Genomic DNA, 24,917 nt, shown 5'->3' with positions numbered 1-24,917 from the left:
CGTGAAAATTGTAACATTCATATTAGCAATAATTATACTGTTCTTATCAGTAAAACCATGTTCTGACGGTCTAAATCTCGAGGATCAAAACCCAACGGAAATTAGTAGCAATCACAACCATCAAGAAGATAGTGACGATTCTTGTCCAATAACGTGTATTTGTAACTGTTGCGGGATGTCAATTACTTATGAGCCTTTAGGCTCTTATAACCTCACAATTAATTCAAAAATTTCTACAGAAATAATGTCTTCATATCAATCATTATATCGATTTGATTTCCATTCCAGTATTTGGCAACCGCCACAAGTTTAATTCAGATTTTATAGGATAATTACATCCTTTTATGAACCTAAATTAGGTTCTCATTACTTCGATTTATGCCGTTCTTACGTCCGTAAATTGGAATGTTTAACTGAATTAATACATTTTCCATGATTAATAAAATCATTGATTTTTCAATCAATAACAAATTCATTATTGGTTTGCTTACGCTTACCATTATTGGAGCAGGAATTTGGAGTATGACTAAAGTACCCATAGATGCCGTTCCAGATATTACAAACAATCAAGTTCAAGTAATTACACAATCTCCTAATTTAGGAACAGAAGATATTGAGCAAATAATCACATATCCAATAGAAGTGGCGATGAGTAATCTTCCTAATGTTGAAGAGATTCGTTCAATTTCACGCTTTGGCCTATCAGTAGTTACAATTGTTTTTGATGATGACATGGGCACATATTTGCCCCGCCAATTGGTAGCCGAGAAACTGATCGATGTTAAAGAGCAAATTCCTGAAGGTTTCGGCGAACCCTCAATGGGCCCCATCTCAACAGGATTGGGTGAAATATATCAATATACATTAAAAGTAAAGTCTGGGTTTACCGACAAATATTCTATATCAGATTTACGGACAATGCAAGATTGGATTGTCCAGCGTCAAATGGCAATGGTAGATGGTGTCGTTGAAGTAAATGCCATTGGAGGAAAAATAAAACAATACGAAGTAGCTGTTGATCCAAACGATTTAAATGCAATAGGATTGACTATTTCAGATGTATTTCAAGCTCTCGAAGCAAACAATCAAAATACAGGAGGTGCATATATCGAAAAGAATCATCAAGCTAATTTCATTCGTGGCGAAGGTCTAGTACGTAATTTAGAAGACATTAAGAAAATCCCAGTTAAAACTGTCAATAATATTCCAATAACAATAAGTGACATTGCTACAGTGCAATTTGGTTCTGCAATTCGTTATGGGGCTTTAACACAAGATGGTGAAGGTGAAGTAGTCGGTGGCCTGGTAATGATGCTTAAAGGTGCAAATTCCAATGAAGTCATAGACAATGTAAAAGAAAGAATGAAGCAAATTCAACAGTCATTACCCGAAGGTGTTGTTATTGAACCTCTTTTAGATAGGAGTAAATTAATAGGCGAAACAACTTCTACAGTAGCCAAAAACCTTATAGAAGGTGCATTAATAGTCATATTTGTACTTATCTTCTTGTTAGGTAATTGGCGTGGTGGCTTAATTGTCGCTTCAACCATACCATTGTCCTTACTATTTGCTTTTATCTTAATGAACGTTTTTGATGTCTGGGCTAACTTAATGAGTTTGGGAGCTATTGACTTCGGTATCATTGTGGACGGTTCAGTTATCATTGTTGAAACTACAGTATTCCTAATCGCATCGCAGGTACTTAAAAAGAAAAAACTGTCCTCAAAAGATCGTGATAAAATAACATCAACTGCTTCAAAAAAGATGATGAATGCAGCGTTTTTCGGTCAGTTAATTATCCTAATTGTGTTTTTACCAATCCTAGCCCTACAAGGTATTGAGGGCAAGATGTTTAAACCAATGGCATTGACCTTTATTTTTGCAATGATCGGTGCTATGGTACTTTGTCTTACATATGTTCCAATGATGTCAGCTCTAATTTTAAGAGTCCCAAAATCAGATAAAAAATCGTATGGCGACAAATTCGTTCAATGGGTAGAAAACAAATATCAACCATTATTAGAGACTGTCTTACTAAAAGGAAAACTCGTTATAGGTATTGCTATTGGATTATTTGCACTAGCGGTTTTTATGTTCACCAGAATGGGCGGTGAGTTCATACCTCAACTCGATGAAGGTGACATTGCGTTCCACGCAATTTTAAAACCTGGAAGTTCACTTTCCGAGACTATTGAAACAACCACTAAAATTGAGCAAATTGTTAAAGCAAAATTTCCTGAAGTGGACAAAATTGTAAGTCGTATAGGTGTTGCTGAAATACCTACAGATCCGATGCCAATGGATTTAGCGGATATATTCGTAATTCTTAAACCCAAGAGTGAATGGACAACTGTATCTTCTAAAGATGAACTCATCGAAGAAATGAAGCAGGCTGTCGAAATCATTCCTGGTGTTAATTATGAATTTACCCAACCCATTGAAATGCGTTTCAATGAATTACTTGAAGGTGTTCGCGAAGATATAGCTATAAAACTCTATGGTGAAGATATTGAAGTGCTATCCCAAAAAGCCCAAGAAATATCAAAAATTATAGCTGGAACTGAAGGTATTGGAGATATGAGAGCAGAAGCTACAACGGGTTTACCTCAGATGACCATTGCATACAATAGGAATAAATTAGCGCAATATGGGCTTCAAATCAATAATTTAAACAAAATGGTACAATCAGCATTTGCTGGCGGTAATGCAGGTGTTATTTTTGAAGGTGAGAAACGATTTGATTTAGTAGTACGTCTCAATGCTCAAAGCCGAAAAGATATAACGGACATTCAAAACCTATTCATCAATTTACCCTCTGGTGTTCAAATACCACTGCGTGAAGTTGCAGACATATCCTATAAAGCGGGTCCAATGCAAATAAGTAGAGACAATACCAATAGAAGAACCTATGTCGGGGTCAATGTTAGAGGAAGAGATGTGAAATCTTTAGTAACAGAAATTAAATCAAAATTAGATGCGGAACTTGAATTGCCGTCTGGATATTTTATTCGTTATGGTGGGGCATTTGAAAACTTAGAACGTGCCAGTGATCGATTAAACACGGTTGTACCTATTGCCTTGCTACTCATCTTCGTTCTAATATACTTCGCTCTAAAATCATTGCCACAAACTCTAATGATTTATATAGCTATTCCCATGGCAACAATTGGTGGTGTCGTGGCATTGTGGTTACGTGATATGCCATTTAGTATATCAGCCGGGGTAGGTTTTATTGTTCTGTTTGGCGTTGCTGTTTTAAACGGACTTGTAATGGTCAGTGGTTTAAACGAATTAAAAGATGAAGGGGTAACCAATCTAAAAGAGAGGATTACAGAAGGTACAAAAAGAAGAATTAGACCAATTATGTTAACCGCATTTACAGACATATTAGGTTTCTTACCTATGGCAGTTTCTGCATCAGCTGGTGCAGAAGTTCAACGTCCATTAGCGACTGTAGTTATTGGTGGATTGTTAACTTCTACAATGCTTACCTTGTTTGTTTTACCAATTTTATACCATTGGGTTGAAAGCAAATCGTTTAAGTTTAAAGCAAATAAGGGAATCGTTACAGCCACTGCGGTTGTCGTATTCCTATTTGGGTTTTCATCACAGAGCAATGCACAAGAAATAAATGATTCACATTCCAAAATAACCTTGCAAGAAGCTGTGCAGTTATCAAAAACCAATTATCCCCTTTTAAAGCAAAAGCTGTTAGAAATTACAAAACAGGAAAAAATAAAATCAACAGCATTCGATGCTGGAACAACCCAATTATTTTATGGTGGTGAAGAAATTAATGATGAAAACGGGATTTATACGATTGGTATTGGACAATCAAACATAGATGTATTTGGTATTGGTGCAAAAAAACGTTTACAAGAGCAACGTATACAATTAGCACAAAAAGCATATCAATTGTCAGAGCTTGAACTCGAATTGGAAGTTAAAAAAGCTTGGGCTTACTGCTATCAGATGAAAAGAAAATACCGTCTTTATGAAGAGTTGGATTCCATTTATTCAAATTTTGAACAAGCCGTGACTTTAAATTTTGAAGTCGAAGCTATTTCCAAATTAGAATATTCGGCAGCCAAAAATCAAGCCTTACAAGTTCAAAGTAAAAAAACTCAAGCGTTTAGCGATTATGTGATTGCTTTACAACAATTCAATTTATGGTTGGCTTCAGATGAGTTTTTTTCAGTTTCTGATGATTACATAGATGAATTGGAAACTAATAATGATACACTTAGAATTGAAGAACACCCGTTGTATACCATATCACAGAATTTGATAGATGAAGCAGAAGCGAATTACAAGGCAGCACGAGTAAAAAATGTACCCAAATTCAACTTGCAAGGTGGATTACAAGAAGTAAACGGTAATTCTGGATTCTACACATATCAAGCAGGTATTTCAATTCCATTTCTATCTGGTACGAATAAAGCTCAAATAAGAACGGCTAGAATTGATATGGAGATTGCAGAAACAAGCCTGCTTTTCAAAAATCAAGAAGTTCAATCCAGATTTATTCAGGCTAAAGAAAAGTATAAGAAATGGAAGGTAACATGGGAGTTCTATAAAAATGAAGTGCTCATAGTAGCCAAAGAACAAAAAATGGGGGCTTTATTAGCTTATAAAGAAGGTGAAATTGATTATACCACTTTTACACAACTTATTAAAGAAGCGATTCAATCTGAATTGGAATCCCAAACCGCATTAATCAACTATTTAGAAAGTACATTTCAATTACAATATTTTAATCAATAGGACAATGAAAAATATAACATATAAGTTTCTAGCATTATTTATAGCGTCTACTTTAGTAACTGCTTGTGGTGATAAAGAAAAGCAAAAGGAGAATAATGGTTATTCCCATAAAGAAGAATCTAAATACGAAGCGAAAGAAGAACAACACAAGAGTGAAGAGATAATGCTCACTGAGCAGCAGTTTAAAGATTTAAAAATGAAAATCGACACACTTATATTAAGGGATATGAGTGGCTATGTTGAAGCTAATGGAACATTGGAAGTACCACCACAAAACGAAGCTGCCATAACTTCTGCAATTGGTGCTAATGTAGTATCTATTGAAGTAATTGAAGGTGATAAAGTGGATAAAGGTCAAGTAGTTGCCTACCTTTCTCACCCAAATATCATTAAACTGCAAACCGATTATTTAAACGCATATAGCAACAGTGATTTTTTGAAAAAAAATTATGAACGTCAGAAGAAATTATATGATGCAGGTGTAGGTTCTGGGGCTAATTTTCAAAAAGCCGAAGCTGAATACAATGCTTCAAAAGCAATGGTAAACGGTTTGGCCGCCCAGTTGAAAATATTAAATATCAATTCAACTTCAGTCAGTAATGGAAGTATTGCTCAGAAAATAGCATTGCACAGCCCAATTGAAGGTTATGTGCAAAAAGTTGAAGTAAAAACAGGACAATATGTAGAGCCACAGACAGAACTATTCGAAATTGTAAATACGCATCACGTTCATGCGGATTTAATGGTATTTGAAAAAGATGTATATAACGTTAAGAAGGGTCAAAAGGTTATCTTTACTGTACAATCTGTACCTGATTCCGAACTTACAGCGGAAATTTATTCCGTAGGCAAAACTTTTGAGGAAAACCCAAAAGCAGTTCATATTCACGCTGAGATAGAAAATAAAAAGGGAAATTTAATTCCTGGGATGTATATTCAAGGTAAAATACAAGTTGAAAGTATTAAAACAATAGCATTGCCAGAAAGTGCTGTCATAAAAGAAGGAGATAAGTTTTATGTGTTTTCAGCACATAAAGAAGATGACAAGTGGCGCTTTAAACCTATGGAAGTGATTATTGGGAAAAAAGATAACAATTGGATTTCAATCGAAATTACCAAAGAAATTGAGAAAAACGCAAAATTTGCGTATAATAACGCCTATTATCTTATGGCTGAATTGAAAAAAGGAGAAGCAGATCACGATCATTAAGTATGGAAACAATCGAACAAATATTAGAGTCAAAGAACATACGAGTCACTGCAATGCGTCTATTGATTTATAAGTTCCTTGCAGAAAACCAAGTAGCTGCAACGTTAAGTGATGTTGAGAATGCATTTGAAAAGGCCGATAGAACAACATTATACAGAACAGTCAAAACATTTGTAGAGAGGGATATTGTGCATCAGATAGACGATGGTACAGGTATCGTAAAATATGCACTTTGTGAACAGAATTGTAGTTGCGAAATTGAAACTGACTTACACTTGCATTTTCATTGCAACAATTGTAATGAAACAGTTTGTTTGACGGAACATAAAATCCCTAAAATTAAAGTGCCTGATGGTTTTGTTTCAGAAAATATAAACCTAGTGGTAAAAGGTATGTGTGATAAATGTAGTGGGCAATAATGCACTTCCAATGCATCTATTTTTTATGTTTTTTTGCTTGTTAGAAAATGTAAAGAAAACACGATGAAATTATTTATGTTCTTGCTAATATATTTTTTAATGATATTTGTAATAAGGTCAGTTTGGCTAAAGCTAAAGACTGGAGTAAACCCATTAACTTTTAATAAATCAGATGATGCCCACGGTTATAACGGCAAAGTATTTAAGGCAATATCTATTTTGGAACTAATTGTTGTTGGTATTTACGCTTTTAAAATTGAATGGTACAAATATTTACTTCCTTTTTGGTATTTAGAAAATGAGGCTATATCTAAATTAGGTTGGGGATTTTTAATCCTATCTCTAATTCTAGTTTGGGTTGCTCAATCACAAATGGCTAATTCGTGGAGAATTGGGATAGATGAGAAAAACAAGACTAAATTGGTGACTGGAGGATTGTTTTCGGTTTCCAGAAACCCAATTTTTTTTGGAATTATGATTGCCAATATTGGATTATTTCTGGTAATTCCAAATGCCTTTACACTATTAATAATATCACTATCGACAATAAGCATCAATACACAAATAAGATTAGAAGAAGCATTTTTAAAACGAGAGTTTGGTAATGATTATTTAGAGTATGTAGAAAAAGTAAGGCGTTGGATATAGGCGTTTTTTAATTAATAATAACACTAAAATATGCAAAAAAAGAAAAACCTTTTAAGAAACCTAAAGCCTTACTCGAAAGACCTGCATATTCGCAATGATGGACATAGCTACGGAGGTACATCAAATAAATTCAATGCGTATAACCCTCCATTCATAAGTTCATCAATGCTTATTTCAGAGATTGGGTTAATGGAAATAATAAATACCGATCGTTTACAGAGAATGAATTCGAAAAATTAGACCGTGGCTATGTGATGGATATGTACTTATTAATTTTTTGTTCCCTCAAAATGAAAGTCTCCTTTATCCATTCTAAAAGTATAGCTAAAAGATCGATTTCTCATATTAAAGCCTCCAAAATGTTCATCCTCTTCATCATGTTCATCGTCTAAATGATGCATCCATTGAGAATTAGATTGATTCATATGATTTTGTCCCATCATATGTCCCTGTCCCATCATGTGACCATACATATTGTAAAAGTCATTACCAGTAAGACAAACCATTATCGAATCATTGTAATGATATGTATCAAGAATAACAGTTTCATCAAAGTTTTCATTAAAACAATGAACCTCTATTTGATCACCAATTTTTCTAACGACTGATGTGGCTGTATTATTTGATTCATTCGTGATTGATTTATTTCCAACTTCTGATTTAAGAGAACCTATATAAGTACCCGTAATATCGTCAGAAACCATATCATCATTATCGTCACAAGCGATAAAAGTAATTGCCAAAACAAACGATAAAAACATAATTTTTATTAAGCTTTTCATAATGATTGATTTTTATGATTGTTAAATAAGTGGATTCATTCTAAAATAGGAAAAATTGACCTATTTCATTGATTACAAATCTATTACAATACAATTTGCAATCCTATGATTTTTATCATATAAATCTTTTAACAGAGTGTGGTTCGTAAACGGTTTTCAAACCGAAAAAAAGAATATTGTGTATATTGCTAGTATGGAATAGTTCCTTGTCAGCCTATTCAAAAAAACAAAAGTTTCGATTAATCATTATGCAAAAAACAATCTTTAAAATAACTAAAATGGACTGTCCTTCAGAGGAAAATTTAATTCGAATGAAGCTTGACGAAATTTCAAGTATTGCAAATTTGGACTTTGACATTCCCAACCGAAAACTGACCGTTTTTCACAGTGGAAAAATTGACCAAATCGAACAATCAATACTCGAATTGAATTTAGATGGAAAGAAATTATATACCGAAAAGACCGAACAAACGGAATTTAAAGAAAATGCAAACCAAAAAAAGCTACTTTGGTCTGTACTTGCAATCAATTTTGCCTTTTTTATTATTGAAATGACAACAGGAATGCTCTCAAAATCCATGGGACTTGTTGCCGATAGTTTGGATATGCTTGCGGATAGTTTTGTTTACGGAATCAGCTTGTTTGCGGTTGGCGGAACATTAGTTAAGAAAAAACGGATTGCAAAACTTGCTGGATATTTTCAAATAACACTTGCGGTTATCGGATTTGTAGAAGTATTGAGGAGATTTTTCGGAGCAGAAAAATTACCTGACTTCTCTACAATGATAATCGTTTCGATTTTCGCACTTATCGCAAATGGTATTTGTTTGTATTTGCTCCAAAAATCAAATAGCAAAGAAGAAGCTCACATGAAAGCGAGCATGATATTCACTTCTAATGATGTTATTATTAACTTGGGAGTTATAGCAGCAGGCCTTTTGGTTAATTGGCTGAACTCAAATAAGCCCGATCTTATCATCGGAACAATCGTATTTGCATTGGTCATTCAAGGAGCTATAAGAATATTAAAATTGGGTAAATAAATAAGTATTCAACCTATTATTTAAACTCCTAAAGTCATTCTTTTCTAATACATCTGTACCTTATTTGTACCTCAAAATGTTATTTGTTTGAATATCAGACCTTATTACTTTCTGTATCGGAAAGTAAGCTACTTAATGCTTAACCAAAACAGTATACTTTTAAGGCTTTTTGATTGAAAATGATTAATTTAGGAAAATTCGTACATTTACCTGAATCGATTTTGTTTAGACTCGATCAAAATTTTGATTTGAATTGACATATTGAAAATATTTCATGTCACATGAATTGATGTCATTTTGAATCCGGCAGATCATATCAGTTTATTTCAATGAAACCTGGGAATCGTCAAAAATTAAACTAAACAATCAAATTAACCAACAACCTATGATATCAGACACTTCTGTTAGCACTTCTCCGGAATTGAACGAGGAAGAAATTATCGAGTATTATGAAAAATGTCAAGTAGATTATGAAATTTGCTGGCATTTAAGCTCGTACATGAGTATGCATTATGGTTTCTGGACGAAGGAAACCAAAACACTGCGCAGCTCTCTCAATCAAATGAATCTCGAATTGATCAAGGAGATTAACATTAATAGAAACGATTACGTGCTTGACGCAGGATGCGGCGTTGGCGGATCTTCAATTTATTTGGCAAAAAACATTGGGTGCAAAGTCAAAGGAATTACCCTGACCCCCAGTCAAGTGGAAAAATCTACTCAAAATGCGATTACGCATTCCGTTGACTCTAGGGTCAGTTTTGAAAAACAAAATTATCTCTCTACCAGATATGAGGATAATACCTTTGATGTTGTGTGGGCCATTGAAAGTGTCTGTTATGCCTATGACAAACTTGACTTTTTAAAAGAAGCATATCGTATATTGAAGCCTGGAGGCCGTCTGGTGGTTGCGGATTTTTACGCAGAAAAAATTGAAGAAGGCAGTAAAGATGAAGAAATCATGACAAAATGGACAGATTCATGGGCCATAAAATCTTATGCCACAACTGAAGATTTTGTCAACAAATGTTCCCTCGCAGGGTTTAGCAATACGAGGGTAAGAAACATAACAAAAAACGTTTTACCCAGTATCAAAAGACTGTATTATTATTTCTTTCCAGGTCTTGTGGTAACAACCGTATCGGAAGCATTGGGATTCAGGAACAAGGTACAAACAAAAAATACCTGGTCAACATACTATCAGTACAGTGCCTACAAAAGAGGCTTATGGCGCTACAATATAATTTCAAGTAAAAAACCTTTAAAAACAACTACATGAAATGGACTAACGACTTTTTGAATGAAAAAAGGAAGCATGGAGATCCTTTGGCTGATAAAGCCGCAGCAGCACTGTTTGAATTGATCAATTCTCAAACCGGCGATAATCAGAAAAAGAAAGTTGCCAGGTTCATATCAGAATTTGTGAGTCATGACTTCACCCATGAATGGGATCATTCAAAACATGAGTTAAAAATTCCCAAGGAACTTTTTGACTATTTTGAGGACATGACACCCTTTAATTTTACACATGAGGAGAGTAAAGTACTGGAAAGAGGGTCACAGTTTTTTACAAATCACGGACCAAAGATAATCCTCATTTTATATGCGCGTTCACTCATAAAGCAGTACGCCCATACCAAGGCCATTCAGGTTTTACGAATGACTACCCTTCTGGAAGAGCATGTTCATAGAAGAATCATTGAAACCATGCAATTTGTAGCGGATGTCATGAATCCTATCTGGCATCATCATCACGATGACAAAGACCGGTCAAAATTCAACACCAACCATGTTGGAAAGCAGTCGATTCAAAAATTGAGATTGGTTCATGCCATGGTGCGCTACAAGATCAAAAACAATCTGAATCCGAAAAAAGAAGGGACCTGGGATTATGATTGGGGTTTCCCAATTAATCAGGAGGATATGATCTTTGCTACTCATACCTTTAGTATAGAAGTGATTAAGGGGTTGCAGCAAATAGGAACCGAATTAAAAGATGAGGAAATTAATGACTATTACCAGACATGGAGCCTGATTGGAAGAGCTTTGGGAGTGGATATGGACCTAATTCCGGACAGTTATGAGGAAGGTGTAAAACTCCAGGATAAAATTTACGAACGTCATTTTACTTTGCCCAATGACGATGGTCCGGTGCTGGCAAAGGCCTTGATCCAATGGGTTGTAGAATTCTTCCCTGGATTTTCTGAACAAACGGCACTCACTCTAATTAAGGAAATAAACGGCCCGGAAAATGAGAAATTAATTGAAACTCATTTAAAATTAAACCTAAACAAAGCGCATAATGACCTGGCAGAACATGTTAACGAATTGGATATTCCCGGAATAGAAGGAGCTGATAGTGAGTCAAAAAAGATGTCAGAAACGGATCGAATCGCTATCTTTTTCATTCAAAATCTATTGACAATTGAACGTGGGGGCAAGAATTCTCATTTTAGAATTGGAGATGGTTTTTTAACCGATTGGAATATTAACCAGGATCGAGAGAAACCAATGCCTAAAAAAGAACTAATTATCGATTCGATAATATTGGCCATCAGAACATTTTTTCTAAAAATATTTGGTTACTTTAACAAAGAACACGACGGGCATGAAAAGCATAAACATTAAGCTGAACGAATTTCTGGGTAAAATTTGAATAAAAATCCGACGATCTTAAACTTAAATCAAAACTATCAATTTATAAACGAAAGAACAGACAACCGAAAAACAACAAACAATTATCCGCATGAGTCTCAAAGAATCAAAACTCATTTTTGAAAGTGATACCTCTTTTATCTATAAGGGTAAAGACAAAGGTCAAGATGTTATCATCAAACTTCTTAAAGACCCTTCTCCCAACGCGGATTTACTTCTAAAGTTTCACAATGAGTATGAATATACAAAAGATGTCAAGCATCCGAGTATCAGGAAGGCCATTAGAAAAGATAAAATTGACAATAAGTACGCGCTTTATCTCGAGTATTTTGATGGAGAAAGCATAGGAGATGCCTTCATAAAAGAGAAAAGAGATTTTAAAGAAATTTTAGAGGCATCGGTGCTCATGGCAGACGCAATTAGTCAGATACACCAGTTAAAAATCATTCATAAAGACCTTACCAAGGACAACGTACTTATCAATCGAGCCACCAAGACAGTAAAAGTTATTGATTTTGGTTTATCGACGAAAGTGGATATTAAAAAAACGAATTTAGGAAATCCAAATGTGATTGACGGAAACCTGTTCTATGTTGCTCCCGAGCAGATGGGGCGAATGAACCGAAAAACGGACTATAGAGCAGATTTGTACAGCCTTGGTGTATTGTTTTACGAAATGTTTACAGGAAGATTACCCTTTACGGGTGCCGATGGGCTTGAAATAGTCCATAAGCATATGACTGAAATTCCTGTGAGGCCATCCGAACTAAACCCTTCGATACCTGAGACTATTTCTAATATCATTTTAACATTAATGAGTAAAAATGCAGAAGACAGATACCAGTCTTCTATAGGGTTGAAAAATGATCTCGTGGCTTGTCAAGCGATGTATCTAGAAAAACAAAGCATTGAGCCTATAGACCTATCGGTGTTAGATTATTCCGGGCATTTCAAGATTCCTGAAAAATTATATGGCAGGGAAAAGGAGTTGGAAGAATTAATGGAGGCCTTTGACAATATAGGTAAACCAGCCATAGAAGCCATTTTTGTCACGGGATACTCAGGAGTTGGAAAATCCGCATTGATCAACGAAACCCATATACCGATTACAAAACAAAGAGGATATTTTATTAAAGGAAAATTTGACCAATTCCAGAGGGATGTCCCCTACTTTGCATTTACTGAGGCCATCAATGAGCTGGCACGATACCTGTTATCGGAAGGCAGTATCATGATCGAAACCTATAAAAAACTAATTCTTGATTCTGTTGGGGAGCTCGGACAGATCATCATCGATATCGCTCCGCAAATGGAACTTTTAATTGGTACTCAGCCGGAGATCATACAGCTGGATGCCATGGAGAATGCAAATCGATTTAAACGTGTCTTTTTAAACTTCCTAAAATCTATTAGTATTGAAGACCATCCTCTTGTGCTTTTTCTGGACGATCTTCAATGGGCGGATATGGCGAGCATAGAATTGGTAAAACAAATCATTTTGAGTGATGATCATCCAAACTTTTTATTCATCGGAGCTTACCGGGATAATGAAGTTGATGAATCCCACCAGTTAAACATCATGCTTAATCAAGCTAAAGCGAAAGATGCCATCACAAGGGATATCCATCTTAGCCAATTAACTAAGAATAATGTTAAACGAATGATTTGTGAAACGGTTCATGAGGATTCAGACCTTATTCAAAAGCTAACTGATGAGGTGTACAGAAAAACTCAGGGCAATGCATTTTTTACAATTCAATTGATAACGAGTATCCTGGATGAGGGACACATAAGTTATGATATTCATAATCATAAACTTAATATCAATATTGAGCAGATTCAGAAAAAAAATTATTCTGAAAATGTGGTAGAGTTTATGGCTTCTAAACTTGATAAATTACCAAATGATACAATTTCTGTTATGAAATTAGCAGCGAGTATAGGAAATCAGTTTGAGATTGAAATGCTGGCAAAATTACTTGATAATTCGGTTAAAGTCACATTTGAAAAATTAAAACCGGCTATAAGTGAAGAATTAATTATCCCTGGTGATGAGGATTATCAGTTACTTGGAATGGACGAGAAAATTTTACTTGAAAAATTGTTCATATTCAATTTCTCACATGACCGGGTTCAACAGGCCGCTTATTCCATGCTTGAACCCGGGGAACGTTCAAAACTTCATTTGCACATAGCGCTGCTTTTAAATGACCTGGAGAATAAATCGGATTATATTTTTGAAATTGTGCATCAATTTAATGAGGCACTGGAGCTCATTAAAGAGCCTGAACATAAGTTAATGGTTGCTGAATTAAATCTGGAAGCTGCAAAAAAGGCAAGAAATTCAACGGCCTATTCGAGTGCCCTTATATATATCTCGGTTGCAGAAACTATGTTGGGTGAGAATTCATGGGATTCACACTATGACCTGACACTCTCCGCACACGGATTAGGAGCTGAAATCAATTACCTTAATGGTGAACCGGAAAAAAGTGATCATTATATTATTGAATGTTTAAATCACGCTAAAAACCCCATAGAGAAGGCAGATATTTATTACCTTAAAATGCTGAGGCTCACCTTATCGAATGAATATGCAGATGCCATAGAAGCCGGCCGTTCTGCCCTCGAAGAATTAGACTTTGATTTTCCAAGTGAAAATCTGGAAGCACACATTGGTGAGCAAATGACCTTCCTTATAGGATCATTTCAATCTGAGGGTGTTGAATCAATGGCCGATCATCCTGATATGAAGGGATCAAAGAATCTCGCAATTATAAAGATTCTTGATAATTTCTCAATGCCGACATACGTGGGTGGCTTTACAAACCTTTGGATTCTTCAGGCCTGTATGAAGGTGTCTTTTAGTATTAAAAACGGAAATACTCCTGAAACCGCTTATGCATTAAGTGAATTAGGTTTGATTCTCAACCTTCAGAGTCAATTTGAGTTAGGGCTTAAAGTGGGAGAATTATCCAAGACTTTGGCGGAAAAGTTTGAAAAGGTTTCCTTACGACACAAAGCCAGGTCATTTCATTTAATTGCTAATTATAATTTCGTTTGGAATAGACACATCAATGATATTGCCGAGATTAATGATGAAGGATTCAGGGCAAGTATGAACTGCGGAGAATTGATTTTCGCAGGTTATACGAACTTTCAAGGATTCTATAATCGATTCTATTCCGGGTCTTTCAATCTGGAGGAGATCAAGCAAGGGCTTCCGGACGCCATAAAATTTAATGAGAGCATTTTAATGGACCTTGCCAGGCATGCGTTAATAAGTCTTGAAATGTGCATCAACAGTCTGACAGGTGAAAGTAAAAATCCTTTAGAATTTCAGGCGCACGGATTTACCGAATCTGAATTTATTGAGTTATGTAAAAGCAAAAAGGATTTTTATGGTATAGCTACACTTTATACATACAAAGCTCAGGCTTTATACACAAATGGCTATTTTAAAGAGGCAAAAAAGTCCATTGAAATGGCTTATGAATTTGTGGCGCCTTTAATGGGATCAATGGTACATTTTCCCACCTTAAAGTTCTTCGAGGCATTAAGTAATTATCAGTTGTATGATGAAACGGCTGACAATAAAGAACTTGACAGCAAACTAGACGAAACCATTGCCTTATTTGAAAATTGGTCAATTGCTGGTAAAGAAAACCTACAGCATAAGTTGTTTCTATTGAAAGCGGAGCAATCAAGGGTAAAGAAGAATTTTTCAGATGCTAAAGAATACTATTTAAAATCAATTTCTGACTCAAAAAAATATGGTTTCCTTCAAAATGAGGCCATTGCGCATGAACTTATAGGAAGGCTTTGGTTTAATGAGGGCCAAGATATTTACGGTAATTTACATATTGAAAGAGCTTCGGTGAACTATTATCAGTGGGGTGCCATGCAGAAATATGATCAGCTGAAAAATGAATTTTCCGAGTTTTTAATCGGCATCAATGTTAAGACTTCTTCTCAGGACCCGCAAAGCAGCATGTATCAGGAGTATTACCATGGATCTTTTGATACAAAAACTTTGATTAAAGCCTCCCATGTTTTGGCTGAAGAAATACGATTGCGCGATTTACTTGGGAAATCACTTGAAATCATAAGTGAAAATGCTGGAGCGGATAAATCTGCAATTATTCTAAAAAGAGATAATGAATGGTATTTGGAGGCATTAAGTGAGCGAGGTTCAAAACTTAAGATTTTGGGCACCAAACTATCGGCTTCCAATCATGAGATACCCAGCAAAATTCTCTCATATTGCCTTAGGACCAAAGAGGAGTTCATTATGACGAATAATGAGCATCAAAATCTGGTGTCAAGAGATGATTATATCAAAAAATTTCAGCCTAAATCGATTGCTGTCATACCCAGTTTCTTAAAAAAAGAATTAAGAGCCCTTCTCTATATTGAGAATAAAGTTGCATCTGATGCTTTTTCAAAAAGTAAGATTCAGATTTTAAGAATGTTATCAGGTCAAATCGCTATTTCAATTGAAAATGCAAGACTTTATGATCATATGAAACAGGTAAATGAAGCCTATCAAAAATTTGTACCTACCAAATTTTTAGACTCACTTGGAAGAAAAGATATCCTTAAGGTGAATCTGGGAGATCATATTCCAAGACAGATGACAGCTATTTTTTCAGATATCAGGGATTACACGAACCTCAGCGAAAAGATGTCACCTAAAGAGAACTTTGACTTCATCAATCGATATTTAAATACCGTAGGGCCAATCGTAGAAAAACACGATGGAATCGTCATGCAGTTTATCGGGGATGGAATTTTATCCCTTTTTTCCAGTGCAACAAACGCTGTTAATGCTGCGATTGAAACCAAAAAAGTTGTAAATGGATTTAATCAGGATAGAATCAAGGAAAATAAATCTGCAATTGGCTTGGGATTTGGAATTCATACCGGTAAAATGATACTTGGCATCATTGGTGATCTGAAACGAAGACAAGCTGGAGTTATCTCTAGTGAAATTAATACGGTTAGCAGATTGGAAGGACTTAACAAGCTTTTTGGAACCTCAATAATTATCAGTGAGGATACATTCTCCCACATCGACAATAAGGAAGATTACCATTATCGTTTTCTCGGAAAGGTACAAGTTAAGGGGCAAGAAGCAATCGTAAAATTATATGAATTTTATGATGGTGAATTATCCGATGATATTCGTGTGAAAGTTGAGAGTCAAAGTCTATTTGAAGATGGTTTAACTGCTTATTTTCAAAAAGATTTCCTAACAGCCGCCGGACTCCTTAAAAAAGTTCTTGAAATAAACCCGAATGACAGAACAGCTGAAAAGTATTTGAAGAGTTCTGCTGAATGCATAGTTAGCGGTGTACCATCAGATTGGACAGGCGTAGAAAGGATGAAGTTTAAATAATATTGTTTTCATTTTACTTTTTCATTACAACATATTTCGAAAAAAATCTACCTCTGAAACTGACTTGTTTTATCTGTGCTGTCAGTAACTGCTCTTCAAAAAAAGGAATAGCAGTCTGTTTGAAAAATATTATATTTGATGATAATCATATCTTTAGAACTTTTTTTAAGTGTTTTCAAACGAAAAACTGATACCTGCAAAGTTCCAAGCGCCGCAACTTCCGACGGATCTTGTTGTGCGAACCGCTATTATTGACAAGCTTAAAAAGAATACGGACACCCCAATCTATTTGTTTTCGGCACCATCCGGTTATGGCAAAACCACTGCCGTAATAGATTGGCTCCATAGGTTTGAGCTTCCTTATTGCTGGCTGTCTTTGGATGAGGAGAACGATGATCTTAACAAATTCGTCCATTACATGATCACTGCCATTCAGCGTGTCATTCCCGAATTTGGAAAGGAGATCGATGATATCACAACATCCAGTCAGGAGATCAGCTCCAGGGATTATTACATCATGATCAGCAATGCATTGGATGCCCTTACACATGATGTATATCTTGTACTGGACGACTATCATTTCATTCGAACTAAGGAAATTCATGACTTACTAAATAAACTGTTCAGGTTTTCGCAGCAGCATTTAAAACTTGTGATCACGAGCCGAAAAGATCCCCCCTTTCCGCTGAGCACCTGGAGAATGAAGAACAAACTTACTGAGATAAGGATCAGGGAACTTAAGTTTAATTCAAGAGAAATTGACCAGTTTTTTCAAAATCAAGATCATGAAGAGCCCTTAAAGGATGCTATTAAAACCATTGAAAAAATTACAGAGGGATGGGTTACCGCTTTACGACTGCTCTCTATTTCCGGAATCCACAAAGGCCATGATCAAAAGCTGTTATCAGCATCCTCAATGAAAAGTGACAAGGTATTGTTGGAATTGGTTCATGGGATGCTTATCAAACAGGACCCCCAGGTTCGGGAGCGCATCTTGAGAATGTCAGTAGCAGCTGAATTTGACCGAGAGCTGTATCAATTGATCACAAGTCAGGAAGATGAAAGATCAGGATCAGGTCTTGAATTCGACGAATTCATCGATATACTCCTGAACTCAAATTTATTCCTGATCCAGCTCGGTGAGGGGCATGACAAGTTTCGGTTCCATCATTTGTTTCACGATCTTCTGCTGCAAAATTTCTTAAAAGAGGTTCCTCAACAAGAGATTAGAAGTATTTATGGTAAAGTAGCCTTATGGTACGAAGAAAACGATCAGGTTGAAAAGTGTGTTGAAATATTATTGAAACTGGATCAAAAATCAGAGGCCTTACATATTTTTACTAAACGAAGGGCAAAAATATTTGAGCATTCTGAATGGCAATTGCTCGAAAAGTTACTCCTGTTGTTTGACAAAAAAACCATTGACGGCTCCCTTATACTGGGACTGTCAAACGCCTGGTGGTACGTTTTCAAGGGAGATATAAATGGTATGATCTCTATGCTTCCAAATTTGGAAAGACAATGTCTGGAAGCAGGGCTTCTTGAAATAAACAAAGGTCATTATCTTGGAGAAATCAACGTATTAAAGGCTTATGCGCGTTACAATTTCAACATCGACATGCTGGTATGTCTGGACCATGCTTCGACCGCTCTGGAGCTTCTTACACAGGATAACCTATACGCAATCGGCGTAGCCTGGGTCTTTTATGGAGGAGCATTGCAAGCCCTTGGAAAGAGCCTCGTTGCAAAGAAAGACATCATGATCAGACTCGACGCTTCTTCCAGCCCGGTTGTTAGATCGAATCTGTACCTCATTCTATGTTATATCCATTGGATGGACGGGAACATCTCAGAACTGTCGGCTGTGTCATCCACCTTGATCAATCTCGGCCAGTCTCATCATCTAAAGGAAGCTGAGGCTAACGGTTACTATTTTTCAGGTTGTGCCAACTTCGCAAAGAACAGGAGAACTGAAGCCCTAAGGGATTTTAGGAATTTATATGATCTAAGGCATTTTACCCTAATGGTGCACAGATTTTTCGGAAGTGCGGCTTTGGCCTTTCTTCTGCCCGAAAACGATACAGATGAATTAGCTGATTTACTAAAGGAAATGCGTCTCAATGCCATGGAACGAGGCGGAATTCAATATGTTGGTTTCGTTCAGGCTATAACAGCCGCCGTAAACTGGGTCAAATCTAAAAGCCCGGAGTCCTTGCAATGGGCCATGGAAGCAAAACATCTTCCGCTTTTGCCCATGTCAAACTTCACTTCAAATCCAATGCTTCAATCTTTTATCCTGAGTTCTTCAGGCCATAAAGATCATGTAGAGCGGGCACTGGAGATACTTTATGACTGCGAGGTATTCCTAAAAAAACACAACAACATCAATTTTCTGACACAGACCTATGTACTCAGGACATTGGCACAACTAAAACTGGGTGAACAGAAAGCAGCCTTTAAAGATTTTCAACTTGCCCTTGAACTTGCGGTTCCGAGAGGTTTATACAGTACTTTTTTAACCCTTAAATATGAAGTTCTGTCTGATTTCCTTCAAACCTCGAGCCTCTCCTCTGATGCCCAAAAGTTTTTAGAAGAAATCCTGAGGTCTTTGCGCTTCAGAAGACAAAACAAAAAACCAATACTTAGCAGAAGAGAAAAAGAGATCTTTGAATTGATACGAGAAAATCTGACGAACAAACAGATTGGAACTAAACTTTATATATCGGAGAAAACAGTAAAGCGTCATATAGCCAATATTTATAAGAAATTAGATGTACACAATAGGAATCAGGCTATTGACAAAGCTGAACTTTTTAGCTTGTAAAACCTCCCAAAAACCTGATATTTAAGCTACTAAGCTCTATATTTACATCTTTTTTACACCTTTTTACACTTTAAGAACAACTAATTTAAGCTTATCTTTGGGTTTCAGAATTTAAATTCTTATGCCCCCGAGAATACTTTCTAAATCAGATGATATCTCCTATGCCTACCGCATAATCATTGAGGGAACCCTCGATCCAGCACTCTTACCCTACCTCAATGATTGGGATATCTCTTACAATAAAAAAAATGGCAAGGTCGATCCGGAAGATGAGAATCGCATTTCCATAATGACTGGCCCCATACCCGATCAGGTTGCGCTGAGCGGCTTGTTGGATGTTTTGATCGACCACCGTTACATTCTGTTATCTGTAAACAGAATTCCTTTTAATTCAATTAACAATAAAAATAATAACTAATAAACCATTTAACCATGAGAATCTTATTTTTACTTTTTACCCTACTAATTATTAATCCGCTTCTTGCTCAGGACAAACAGGAGGATACCTACGTTCTGATTACCAACGTTAATGTCTGGGACGCGAAAGGAAAAGACGTGGTTAAGGCCGATGTTTTAATCGAAAACAACCTGATCCAAAAGGTCGGGACCAATCTGAAGGCTCCCAAAGGCGCTACAACCATTGATGGAAAGGGGGGAACCCTCACTCCCGGTCTGATCGACATGCATACCCACATCATGCTGAATGGACCTGATGCATTCTATTCCGGGTCTCAGCATTACGATTCCTATACAATTGGAGCGTGGGCCTATCGCGACATGAATATGTTGATGGATCAGGGTTTCACCTCGATTCGCGACATTGCAGGTAACTCCCTTGGAATAGCAAAAGCCAGAGTTAATGGAGTAATCGAAGGACCGCGTATCTGGTCTTCCGGACCAGCTTTCAGTTCAACCGGTGGTCATGGTGATGCAGGTCCATGGAATCAATTGCCAGGAGAAACAAACCAACCTCATGAGTTGATGAACTTTGGCGTTGCTGATGGTAAAGATGAAATCATCAAGCATGCGAGATGGAACTTCCGACATGGCGCTGCCTTTGCTAAAATCATGGCTGGGGGTGGAGTAGCCAGTGAATTTGACCCGCTGGAAATCATCGAATACACCCAGGAAGAAATGGAGACTATCGTAAGTATTTGTAATGACAACAAGACCTATGCTACTATTCATGCTTATCGAGATGATGCCATTAACAGAGCTATTGATGCGGGGGTAAAATGCGTGGAGCACGGCTTTTTGATGTCTGAAGAAACAATCAAACGAATGGCAGATGAAGGCATTTGGTTGTCGCTTCAAGGTTATGTAAGTACTGTTCAGTTTGCTGCCGCTGCTCAAGTTCCATGGTTCTCTCCAGAGCAGGTTCGAAAAGCTACCCAAGTGAACGAAGGGGCAGTACAAATGATTGAATGGGCAAGAAAGCACAAATTGAAAATTATTAGCGGGGGTGACATGTTCGCGGAGAACACACCTATTGCTATCAAAAACCTGACCATTGAAAAAACCCTTGGTTTTGAAAATTGGGAGATCATGCAACATGCTACCTATAACGCCGGTCAGGTATTGGCCATGTCGGGACCAGCAAGAAATCCTTATCGCGAAGGACCGATTGGGGTGATAGAAGAAGGCGCCTATGCTGATGTCATCATCTGGGAAAAAAGCCCACTTGACGATATTGACAACCTGGAAATCAAAGGAAACATCAAGCTCATGGTTCAGGACGGGAAGGTACTGAAGAATATTTTGGATTAAGTAATTTAAGCTGAATTGGTGAAGTTTAACCGTGTGCTCAAATAGATTGGATAAAATAGTGAAGCCTGTCACGGAAGGCTTCCCTTGTCTTATGAAAAAACAACTTCTAATTTTTGTCATTTCTCTGTGTTTTGCTTCAGCCTGGGGACAGGAAGAGCAGGATTCGACAAGTACCTACAACAACGAAGAAGGATTCGGTGGTCCAAAGACCGTTGGAGCCCAATTGCAAATTGACAATCAGCCAAAATTCGACTATCGCATTCCTATCAAAGTCACAAAACCCTGGTACGATTTTAAGACGAACTTCTCGAAAGAAACTGGGATCGAATTCGGGATCAATTACACGAGTTTGATCATTGCCTCCACAGAAACTATTTCCGAGGAAAACACCAATAATGCAAGCAGCGGGGTTTTCGATTTCCAGGCCGGCTGGACTTTTCTCAATCGCAAAAAAGGGAAGAACACCGGTAAAATCTTTGTCAAGATTAATGACCGACATTCCTACAAAGGACCTGGAAGCACCCCTCCCATGTTTCACGGATTGAATGAATCTGGGTATTACGGATTACCCGCCACAGGTTATAGGGACTATAGCATTCGGATGCTCGAACTGAACTACCAGCAGGCTCTTCTGGATAATCATCTGCACTTCGTTGTAGGAAAGGTTGACGTGACCAATTACTTCAATTTTCACGGTTTGATCGTACCCTGGCAACACTTTATCGGTTATGGGGCCTCCGTTATCGGATCCGTCAATTGGCCGGATCAGGGATTGGGAGGCATAGTCAGCATTCGACCCACTGAGAAATTGTATATCATGGGTGGCCTGGCCGATGTGCGTGGAGATGTCTTCCGGGATGGGGAATTTTTGAATTTCGGAGATCAATTTCAAGATGGCAATTTTTGGAAGGCCGTTGAAGTAGGATATGTCCCCTCTTTCGGTGAAAGATATTTTAAAAAAATATCCATCATGTACTGGAACAGCGACGCCTACACCAATATCAATGGAATTGATGTCGCTTCTGGCCAGGGTATAGCGGTTAGCGCACATTGGTTCTTTGCGGAACGTTTCATTCCATTTGCTCGCTTTGGCATCTCAAATGGGAACGGCGAGAATGCTTTTTACAAGGCGGATGTGCAAATTGGTCATGGTTATCGGTTCCTTAACTATGATATTCTTGGAATCAGTCTCAGTTGGAACCAACCCAATATCCCGGACGTTAAAGACCAAATCACCGCTGAATTGTTCTATCGTTTCAACATGACTGCACATTTTGAATTGACCCCAAGCATGCAGTTCATATCAAACCCCACCTTCAATCCGGACAACAATAGTCTGTTCTATTTCGGAATGCGAGGAAGAATCACCCTATAAAAGTAGCCATGGCAAACGAAAGCAAATATGAAAAATATGTCCATAGGGTAGATGGACAACTATACGAGTCCTTTGTCATTAAGGATGATGACGGAAAGAAAATACAACAGATCGACATTCCATTGAAAGTTGAGTTGAAAATTCAAGATTTGCTCGAAATTCTTGTCGGTGCAAGTATACTTGCCGTTCCTGTTGCCTTTACTGAAGAAGTTTGGAACATGGGAAATGACCTGGGATGGTTCAACATCATTTTGTTGAATTTCGTGTCCTTGATTTTTATGGGAAGTTTCATGTATTTCAAGGGCTATCGGAATCGACTGGAAATGTATCGAAATGAATACCTAAAACGCCTTTTCTCAACCTTTTTCCTGTCCGTTTTAATCGTTGCAATTCTTCTTACGATTGTCGGAAAATGCCCATGGATTACTGATCCAGATCTGGCATTGAAACGCATCCTGATCGGATCATTTCCAGCTTCAATGAGTGCCACTGTAACAGATAGTTTTTGAAATGTGCCTGAAATTTCATCAATTTTTAAACCTATAACCCAATTCATCATGAAACGAATTTTGATAAGCGCAATTTGTCTTTCTTTAAGTCTTTTCTCTTACAGTCAGGCGGATGAAAAAGAAGAGCCAACAACCACCTTCAAGTTCGGTGGATATGTCAAAGCCGATTTTCTAAACTCGTGGTATAACAATGGAGACGTTGGAGACACCAGCCCATTGAAGGACATTCATTTCCCGGCGCAGATTCCCGTTGGCCCCGAGGATCAAAACTTCAATTTAGACTTTCATGTCAAAGAATCCAGATTTAATTTTGACGTAAAATCAAAACTCCTGGGTAAAGACATTCATGGATTTGTTGAAGTCGATTTTTTGCTTTCGGCCCAGGGCAATGAGCGGGTGAGTAATTCATTTGCCCCAAGGTTGAGACACTTCTATTTCGAGTGGGGAAATCTCCTCATCGGACAAACCTGGTCTACCTTTATGATCGTTGTAGTCCCGGATGATCTGGACTTTGCGGGTGCCGCAGAGGGTCTAGTATTTAACCGTCAGCCTCAAATCAGATATACGCATAAAAGCTGGCAGTTCTCGATCGAAAATCCAGAGACGACTTTGATGGATTTCCAAGATCCGACCGTGGTTGAGACGGAAAAGGAAATCATTCCAGACGTCGTTGTTAGGAAGAACTTCACTTTGGAGCGTGGCTTTATTGGAATCTCGTTATTGAATCGAGTGCTAAGCGGAAAAACAGCAGATGGAAACGATGTCAAGTCTCAATACGCGTTTGGCTTGTCTGGAGGTGGAAAGATCATGGTCGGCGACCGAGGATCAGATATTCGCTTCATGGCAACTTACGGATCGGGGCTGGGTCGCTATACTGCGCTTGGTTTCACAGCAGGAGGTGTTTTGGATGAGAACGAGAATATCAACGGAATTGGTTCTTTGAATGGATACTTCGCTTACAATCATTATTGGAAACCCGAGAAATGGTCTTCCAGTTTTAATGTATCCGCTTTTCAAGCCTTTAATGATATGGATTTTGTGAGTGAAGAAGCCAATGATCGAGCTTACAGCGCATCGGCAAATTTAAAATTCACTCCCTCGAAGGTCGTTATGTTTGGTGTGGAATTCATGCACGGGTACAGAGAACTGGCCAACAATATTGATGGTAGTTTCCAGAGGGTCCAATTTTCGGCAAAATACAGTTTCGGTTACAACAACACAGTAACTAACGAGAAGCGTTGACCTTAGAACTTTTATGTTGTTCGGTGTGGAATTTATCCACAAGTATCGGGAAGTAATTAGAGCTCATCTGAAACATAACAACTTCTTCCCTCCCGACATCTCGAAGTTGATACCAATCCATTGTCCGGGCCAACCCCTCCCACAGAATTAATACACCAACAAATTGTATTGGCATCATCTAATAAGAGCCAGGGTTGCTCTCCTCCCTCCATCATACCGTATGGATTTCTGGCACGAAGGAATTTACATATTGCATTCTTTTTTGATTCCATAGATTCGTT

Annotated in this window: 18 protein-coding genes; 16 read left to right on the top strand and 2 right to left on the bottom strand. The window is 37.4% G+C overall.

Going from position 1 to position 24,917, the window contains the following annotated elements; translation table 11 throughout:
- The first annotated feature begins 1 nt into the window (after position 1).
- The 6 genes from LCM02_RS15975 to LCM02_RS15700 all read left to right on the top strand — a co-directional run bounded on the left by LCM02_RS15975 (position 2) and on the right by LCM02_RS15700 (position 7,281).
- Positions 2 to 313, top strand: a complete 312-nt coding sequence (locus LCM02_RS15975; protein ID WP_317197461.1) for a DUF6660 family protein — start codon at positions 2 to 4, stop codon at positions 311 to 313.
- A gap of 119 nt (positions 314 to 432) precedes the next feature.
- Positions 433 to 4,764, top strand: a complete 4,332-nt coding sequence (locus LCM02_RS15720) for a CusA/CzcA family heavy metal efflux RND transporter (RefSeq protein ID WP_224932167.1) — start codon at positions 433 to 435, stop codon at positions 4,762 to 4,764.
- Positions 4,765 to 4,768: 4 nt separating this feature from the next.
- A complete protein-coding gene (locus LCM02_RS15715) occupies positions 4,769 to 5,974 on the top strand; it encodes an efflux RND transporter periplasmic adaptor subunit (protein ID WP_224932165.1) in 1,206 nt (401 codons plus the stop codon).
- Positions 5,975 to 5,976: 2 nt separating this feature from the next.
- Positions 5,977 to 6,393, top strand: a complete 417-nt coding sequence (locus LCM02_RS15710; protein ID WP_224932163.1) for a Fur family transcriptional regulator — start codon at positions 5,977 to 5,979, stop codon at positions 6,391 to 6,393.
- Positions 6,394 to 6,456: 63 nt separating this feature from the next.
- Entirely contained in the window at positions 6,457 to 7,041 is a 585-nt protein-coding gene (locus LCM02_RS15705; protein WP_224932160.1) for a methyltransferase family protein, read from the top strand.
- Between the two features lie 30 nt (positions 7,042 to 7,071).
- The gene (locus LCM02_RS15700; RefSeq protein WP_224932158.1) at positions 7,072 to 7,281 is read left to right on the top strand and encodes a hypothetical protein; all 210 of its coding nucleotides are present in this window, start codon (positions 7,072 to 7,074) and stop codon (positions 7,279 to 7,281) included.
- A 29-nt stretch (positions 7,282 to 7,310) separates the two neighbouring features.
- Here LCM02_RS15700 and LCM02_RS15695 read toward each other — a convergent pair whose 3' ends face one another.
- Complete coding sequence (locus LCM02_RS15695) at positions 7,311 to 7,823, bottom strand: hypothetical protein (RefSeq protein WP_224932156.1); 513 nt, start codon at positions 7,821 to 7,823, stop codon at positions 7,311 to 7,313.
- Between the two features lie 248 nt (positions 7,824 to 8,071).
- Between LCM02_RS15695 and LCM02_RS15690 the strand changes: the two genes are divergently transcribed.
- The 10 genes from LCM02_RS15690 (at position 8,072) to LCM02_RS15645 (ending at position 24,636) form a co-directional block, all read left to right on the top strand.
- Complete coding sequence (locus tag LCM02_RS15690; RefSeq protein ID WP_224932154.1) at positions 8,072 to 8,866, top strand: cation transporter; 795 nt, start codon at positions 8,072 to 8,074, stop codon at positions 8,864 to 8,866.
- Positions 8,867 to 9,251: 385 nt separating this feature from the next.
- Positions 9,252 to 10,145: a methyltransferase domain-containing protein gene (locus LCM02_RS15685; protein ID WP_224932144.1), complete on the top strand. Its 894-nt coding sequence runs from the start codon at positions 9,252 to 9,254 to the stop codon at positions 10,143 to 10,145.
- The gene (locus LCM02_RS15680) at positions 10,142 to 11,494 is read left to right on the top strand and encodes an oxygenase MpaB family protein (protein ID WP_224932142.1); all 1,353 of its coding nucleotides are present in this window, start codon (positions 10,142 to 10,144) and stop codon (positions 11,492 to 11,494) included. Before LCM02_RS15685 ends, LCM02_RS15680 begins: the two co-directional genes overlap by 4 nt.
- Positions 11,495 to 11,612: 118 nt before the next feature.
- The gene (locus tag LCM02_RS15675) at positions 11,613 to 16,919 is read left to right on the top strand and encodes a protein kinase domain-containing protein (RefSeq protein ID WP_224932140.1); all 5,307 of its coding nucleotides are present in this window, start codon (positions 11,613 to 11,615) and stop codon (positions 16,917 to 16,919) included.
- Positions 16,920 to 17,088: 169 nt separating this feature from the next.
- Positions 17,089 to 19,743, top strand: coding sequence for a LuxR C-terminal-related transcriptional regulator (locus tag LCM02_RS15970; RefSeq protein WP_317197460.1), 2,655 nt, complete (start codon positions 17,089 to 17,091; stop codon positions 19,741 to 19,743).
- A gap of 121 nt (positions 19,744 to 19,864) precedes the next feature.
- Positions 19,865 to 20,161 carry a hypothetical protein gene (locus LCM02_RS15665; RefSeq protein ID WP_224932131.1) on the top strand — a complete coding sequence of 99 codons (297 nt, stop codon included), beginning with the start codon at positions 19,865 to 19,867 and terminating at the stop codon, positions 20,159 to 20,161.
- A gap of 14 nt (positions 20,162 to 20,175) precedes the next feature.
- On the top strand, positions 20,176 to 21,510 hold the full coding sequence (locus tag LCM02_RS15660) for a metal-dependent hydrolase family protein (RefSeq protein WP_224932130.1): 1,335 nt from the start codon (positions 20,176 to 20,178) through the stop codon (positions 21,508 to 21,510).
- A gap of 91 nt (positions 21,511 to 21,601) precedes the next feature.
- Positions 21,602 to 22,885, top strand: coding sequence for a carbohydrate porin (locus tag LCM02_RS15655; protein ID WP_224932127.1), 1,284 nt, complete (start codon positions 21,602 to 21,604; stop codon positions 22,883 to 22,885).
- A gap of 8 nt (positions 22,886 to 22,893) precedes the next feature.
- The gene (locus LCM02_RS15650; protein ID WP_224932125.1) at positions 22,894 to 23,394 is read left to right on the top strand and encodes a DUF2391 family protein; all 501 of its coding nucleotides are present in this window, start codon (positions 22,894 to 22,896) and stop codon (positions 23,392 to 23,394) included.
- A 48-nt stretch (positions 23,395 to 23,442) separates the two neighbouring features.
- Complete coding sequence (locus LCM02_RS15645) at positions 23,443 to 24,636, top strand: DcaP family trimeric outer membrane transporter (protein ID WP_224932123.1); 1,194 nt, start codon at positions 23,443 to 23,445, stop codon at positions 24,634 to 24,636.
- Between the two features lie 56 nt (positions 24,637 to 24,692).
- Here the strand turns inward: LCM02_RS15645 and LCM02_RS15640 are convergent, their stop codons facing one another.
- Entirely contained in the window at positions 24,693 to 24,908 is a 216-nt protein-coding gene (locus LCM02_RS15640; RefSeq protein WP_224932121.1) for a hypothetical protein, read from the bottom strand.
- Positions 24,909 to 24,917 lie beyond the last annotated feature (9 nt).

Origin of the sequence: Lutimonas saemankumensis (assembly GCF_020171465.1) — a bacterium.
Lineage (GTDB): Bacteria > Bacteroidota > Bacteroidia > Flavobacteriales > Flavobacteriaceae > Lutimonas > Lutimonas saemankumensis.
Note: the sequence above shows the minus strand (reverse complement) of the source record. Positions and strands in the feature narration are given on the sequence as shown.

Coding starts and splice junctions, on each gene's coding strand:
- LCM02_RS15720 (WP_224932167.1), top strand. CDS start 433: ATGATTAATAAAATCATTGATTTTTCAATCAATAACAAATTCATTATT.
- LCM02_RS15715 (WP_224932165.1), top strand. CDS start 4,769: ATGAAAAATATAACATATAAGTTTCTAGCATTATTTATAGCGTCTACT.
- LCM02_RS15710 (WP_224932163.1), top strand. CDS start 5,977: ATGGAAACAATCGAACAAATATTAGAGTCAAAGAACATACGAGTCACT.
- LCM02_RS15705 (WP_224932160.1), top strand. CDS start 6,457: ATGAAATTATTTATGTTCTTGCTAATATATTTTTTAATGATATTTGTA.
- LCM02_RS15700 (WP_224932158.1), top strand. CDS start 7,072: ATGCAAAAAAAGAAAAACCTTTTAAGAAACCTAAAGCCTTACTCGAAA.
- LCM02_RS15695 (WP_224932156.1), bottom strand. CDS start 7,823: ATGAAAAGCTTAATAAAAATTATGTTTTTATCGTTTGTTTTGGCAATT.
- LCM02_RS15690 (WP_224932154.1), top strand. CDS start 8,072: ATGCAAAAAACAATCTTTAAAATAACTAAAATGGACTGTCCTTCAGAG.
- LCM02_RS15685 (WP_224932144.1), top strand. CDS start 9,252: ATGATATCAGACACTTCTGTTAGCACTTCTCCGGAATTGAACGAGGAA.
- LCM02_RS15680 (WP_224932142.1), top strand. CDS start 10,142: ATGAAATGGACTAACGACTTTTTGAATGAAAAAAGGAAGCATGGAGAT.
- LCM02_RS15675 (WP_224932140.1), top strand. CDS start 11,613: ATGAGTCTCAAAGAATCAAAACTCATTTTTGAAAGTGATACCTCTTTT.
- LCM02_RS15665 (WP_224932131.1), top strand. CDS start 19,865: ATGCCCCCGAGAATACTTTCTAAATCAGATGATATCTCCTATGCCTAC.
- LCM02_RS15660 (WP_224932130.1), top strand. CDS start 20,176: ATGAGAATCTTATTTTTACTTTTTACCCTACTAATTATTAATCCGCTT.
- LCM02_RS15655 (WP_224932127.1), top strand. CDS start 21,602: ATGAAAAAACAACTTCTAATTTTTGTCATTTCTCTGTGTTTTGCTTCA.
- LCM02_RS15650 (WP_224932125.1), top strand. CDS start 22,894: ATGGCAAACGAAAGCAAATATGAAAAATATGTCCATAGGGTAGATGGA.
- LCM02_RS15645 (WP_224932123.1), top strand. CDS start 23,443: ATGAAACGAATTTTGATAAGCGCAATTTGTCTTTCTTTAAGTCTTTTC.
- LCM02_RS15640 (WP_224932121.1), bottom strand. CDS start 24,908: ATGGAATCAAAAAAGAATGCAATATGTAAATTCCTTCGTGCCAGAAAT.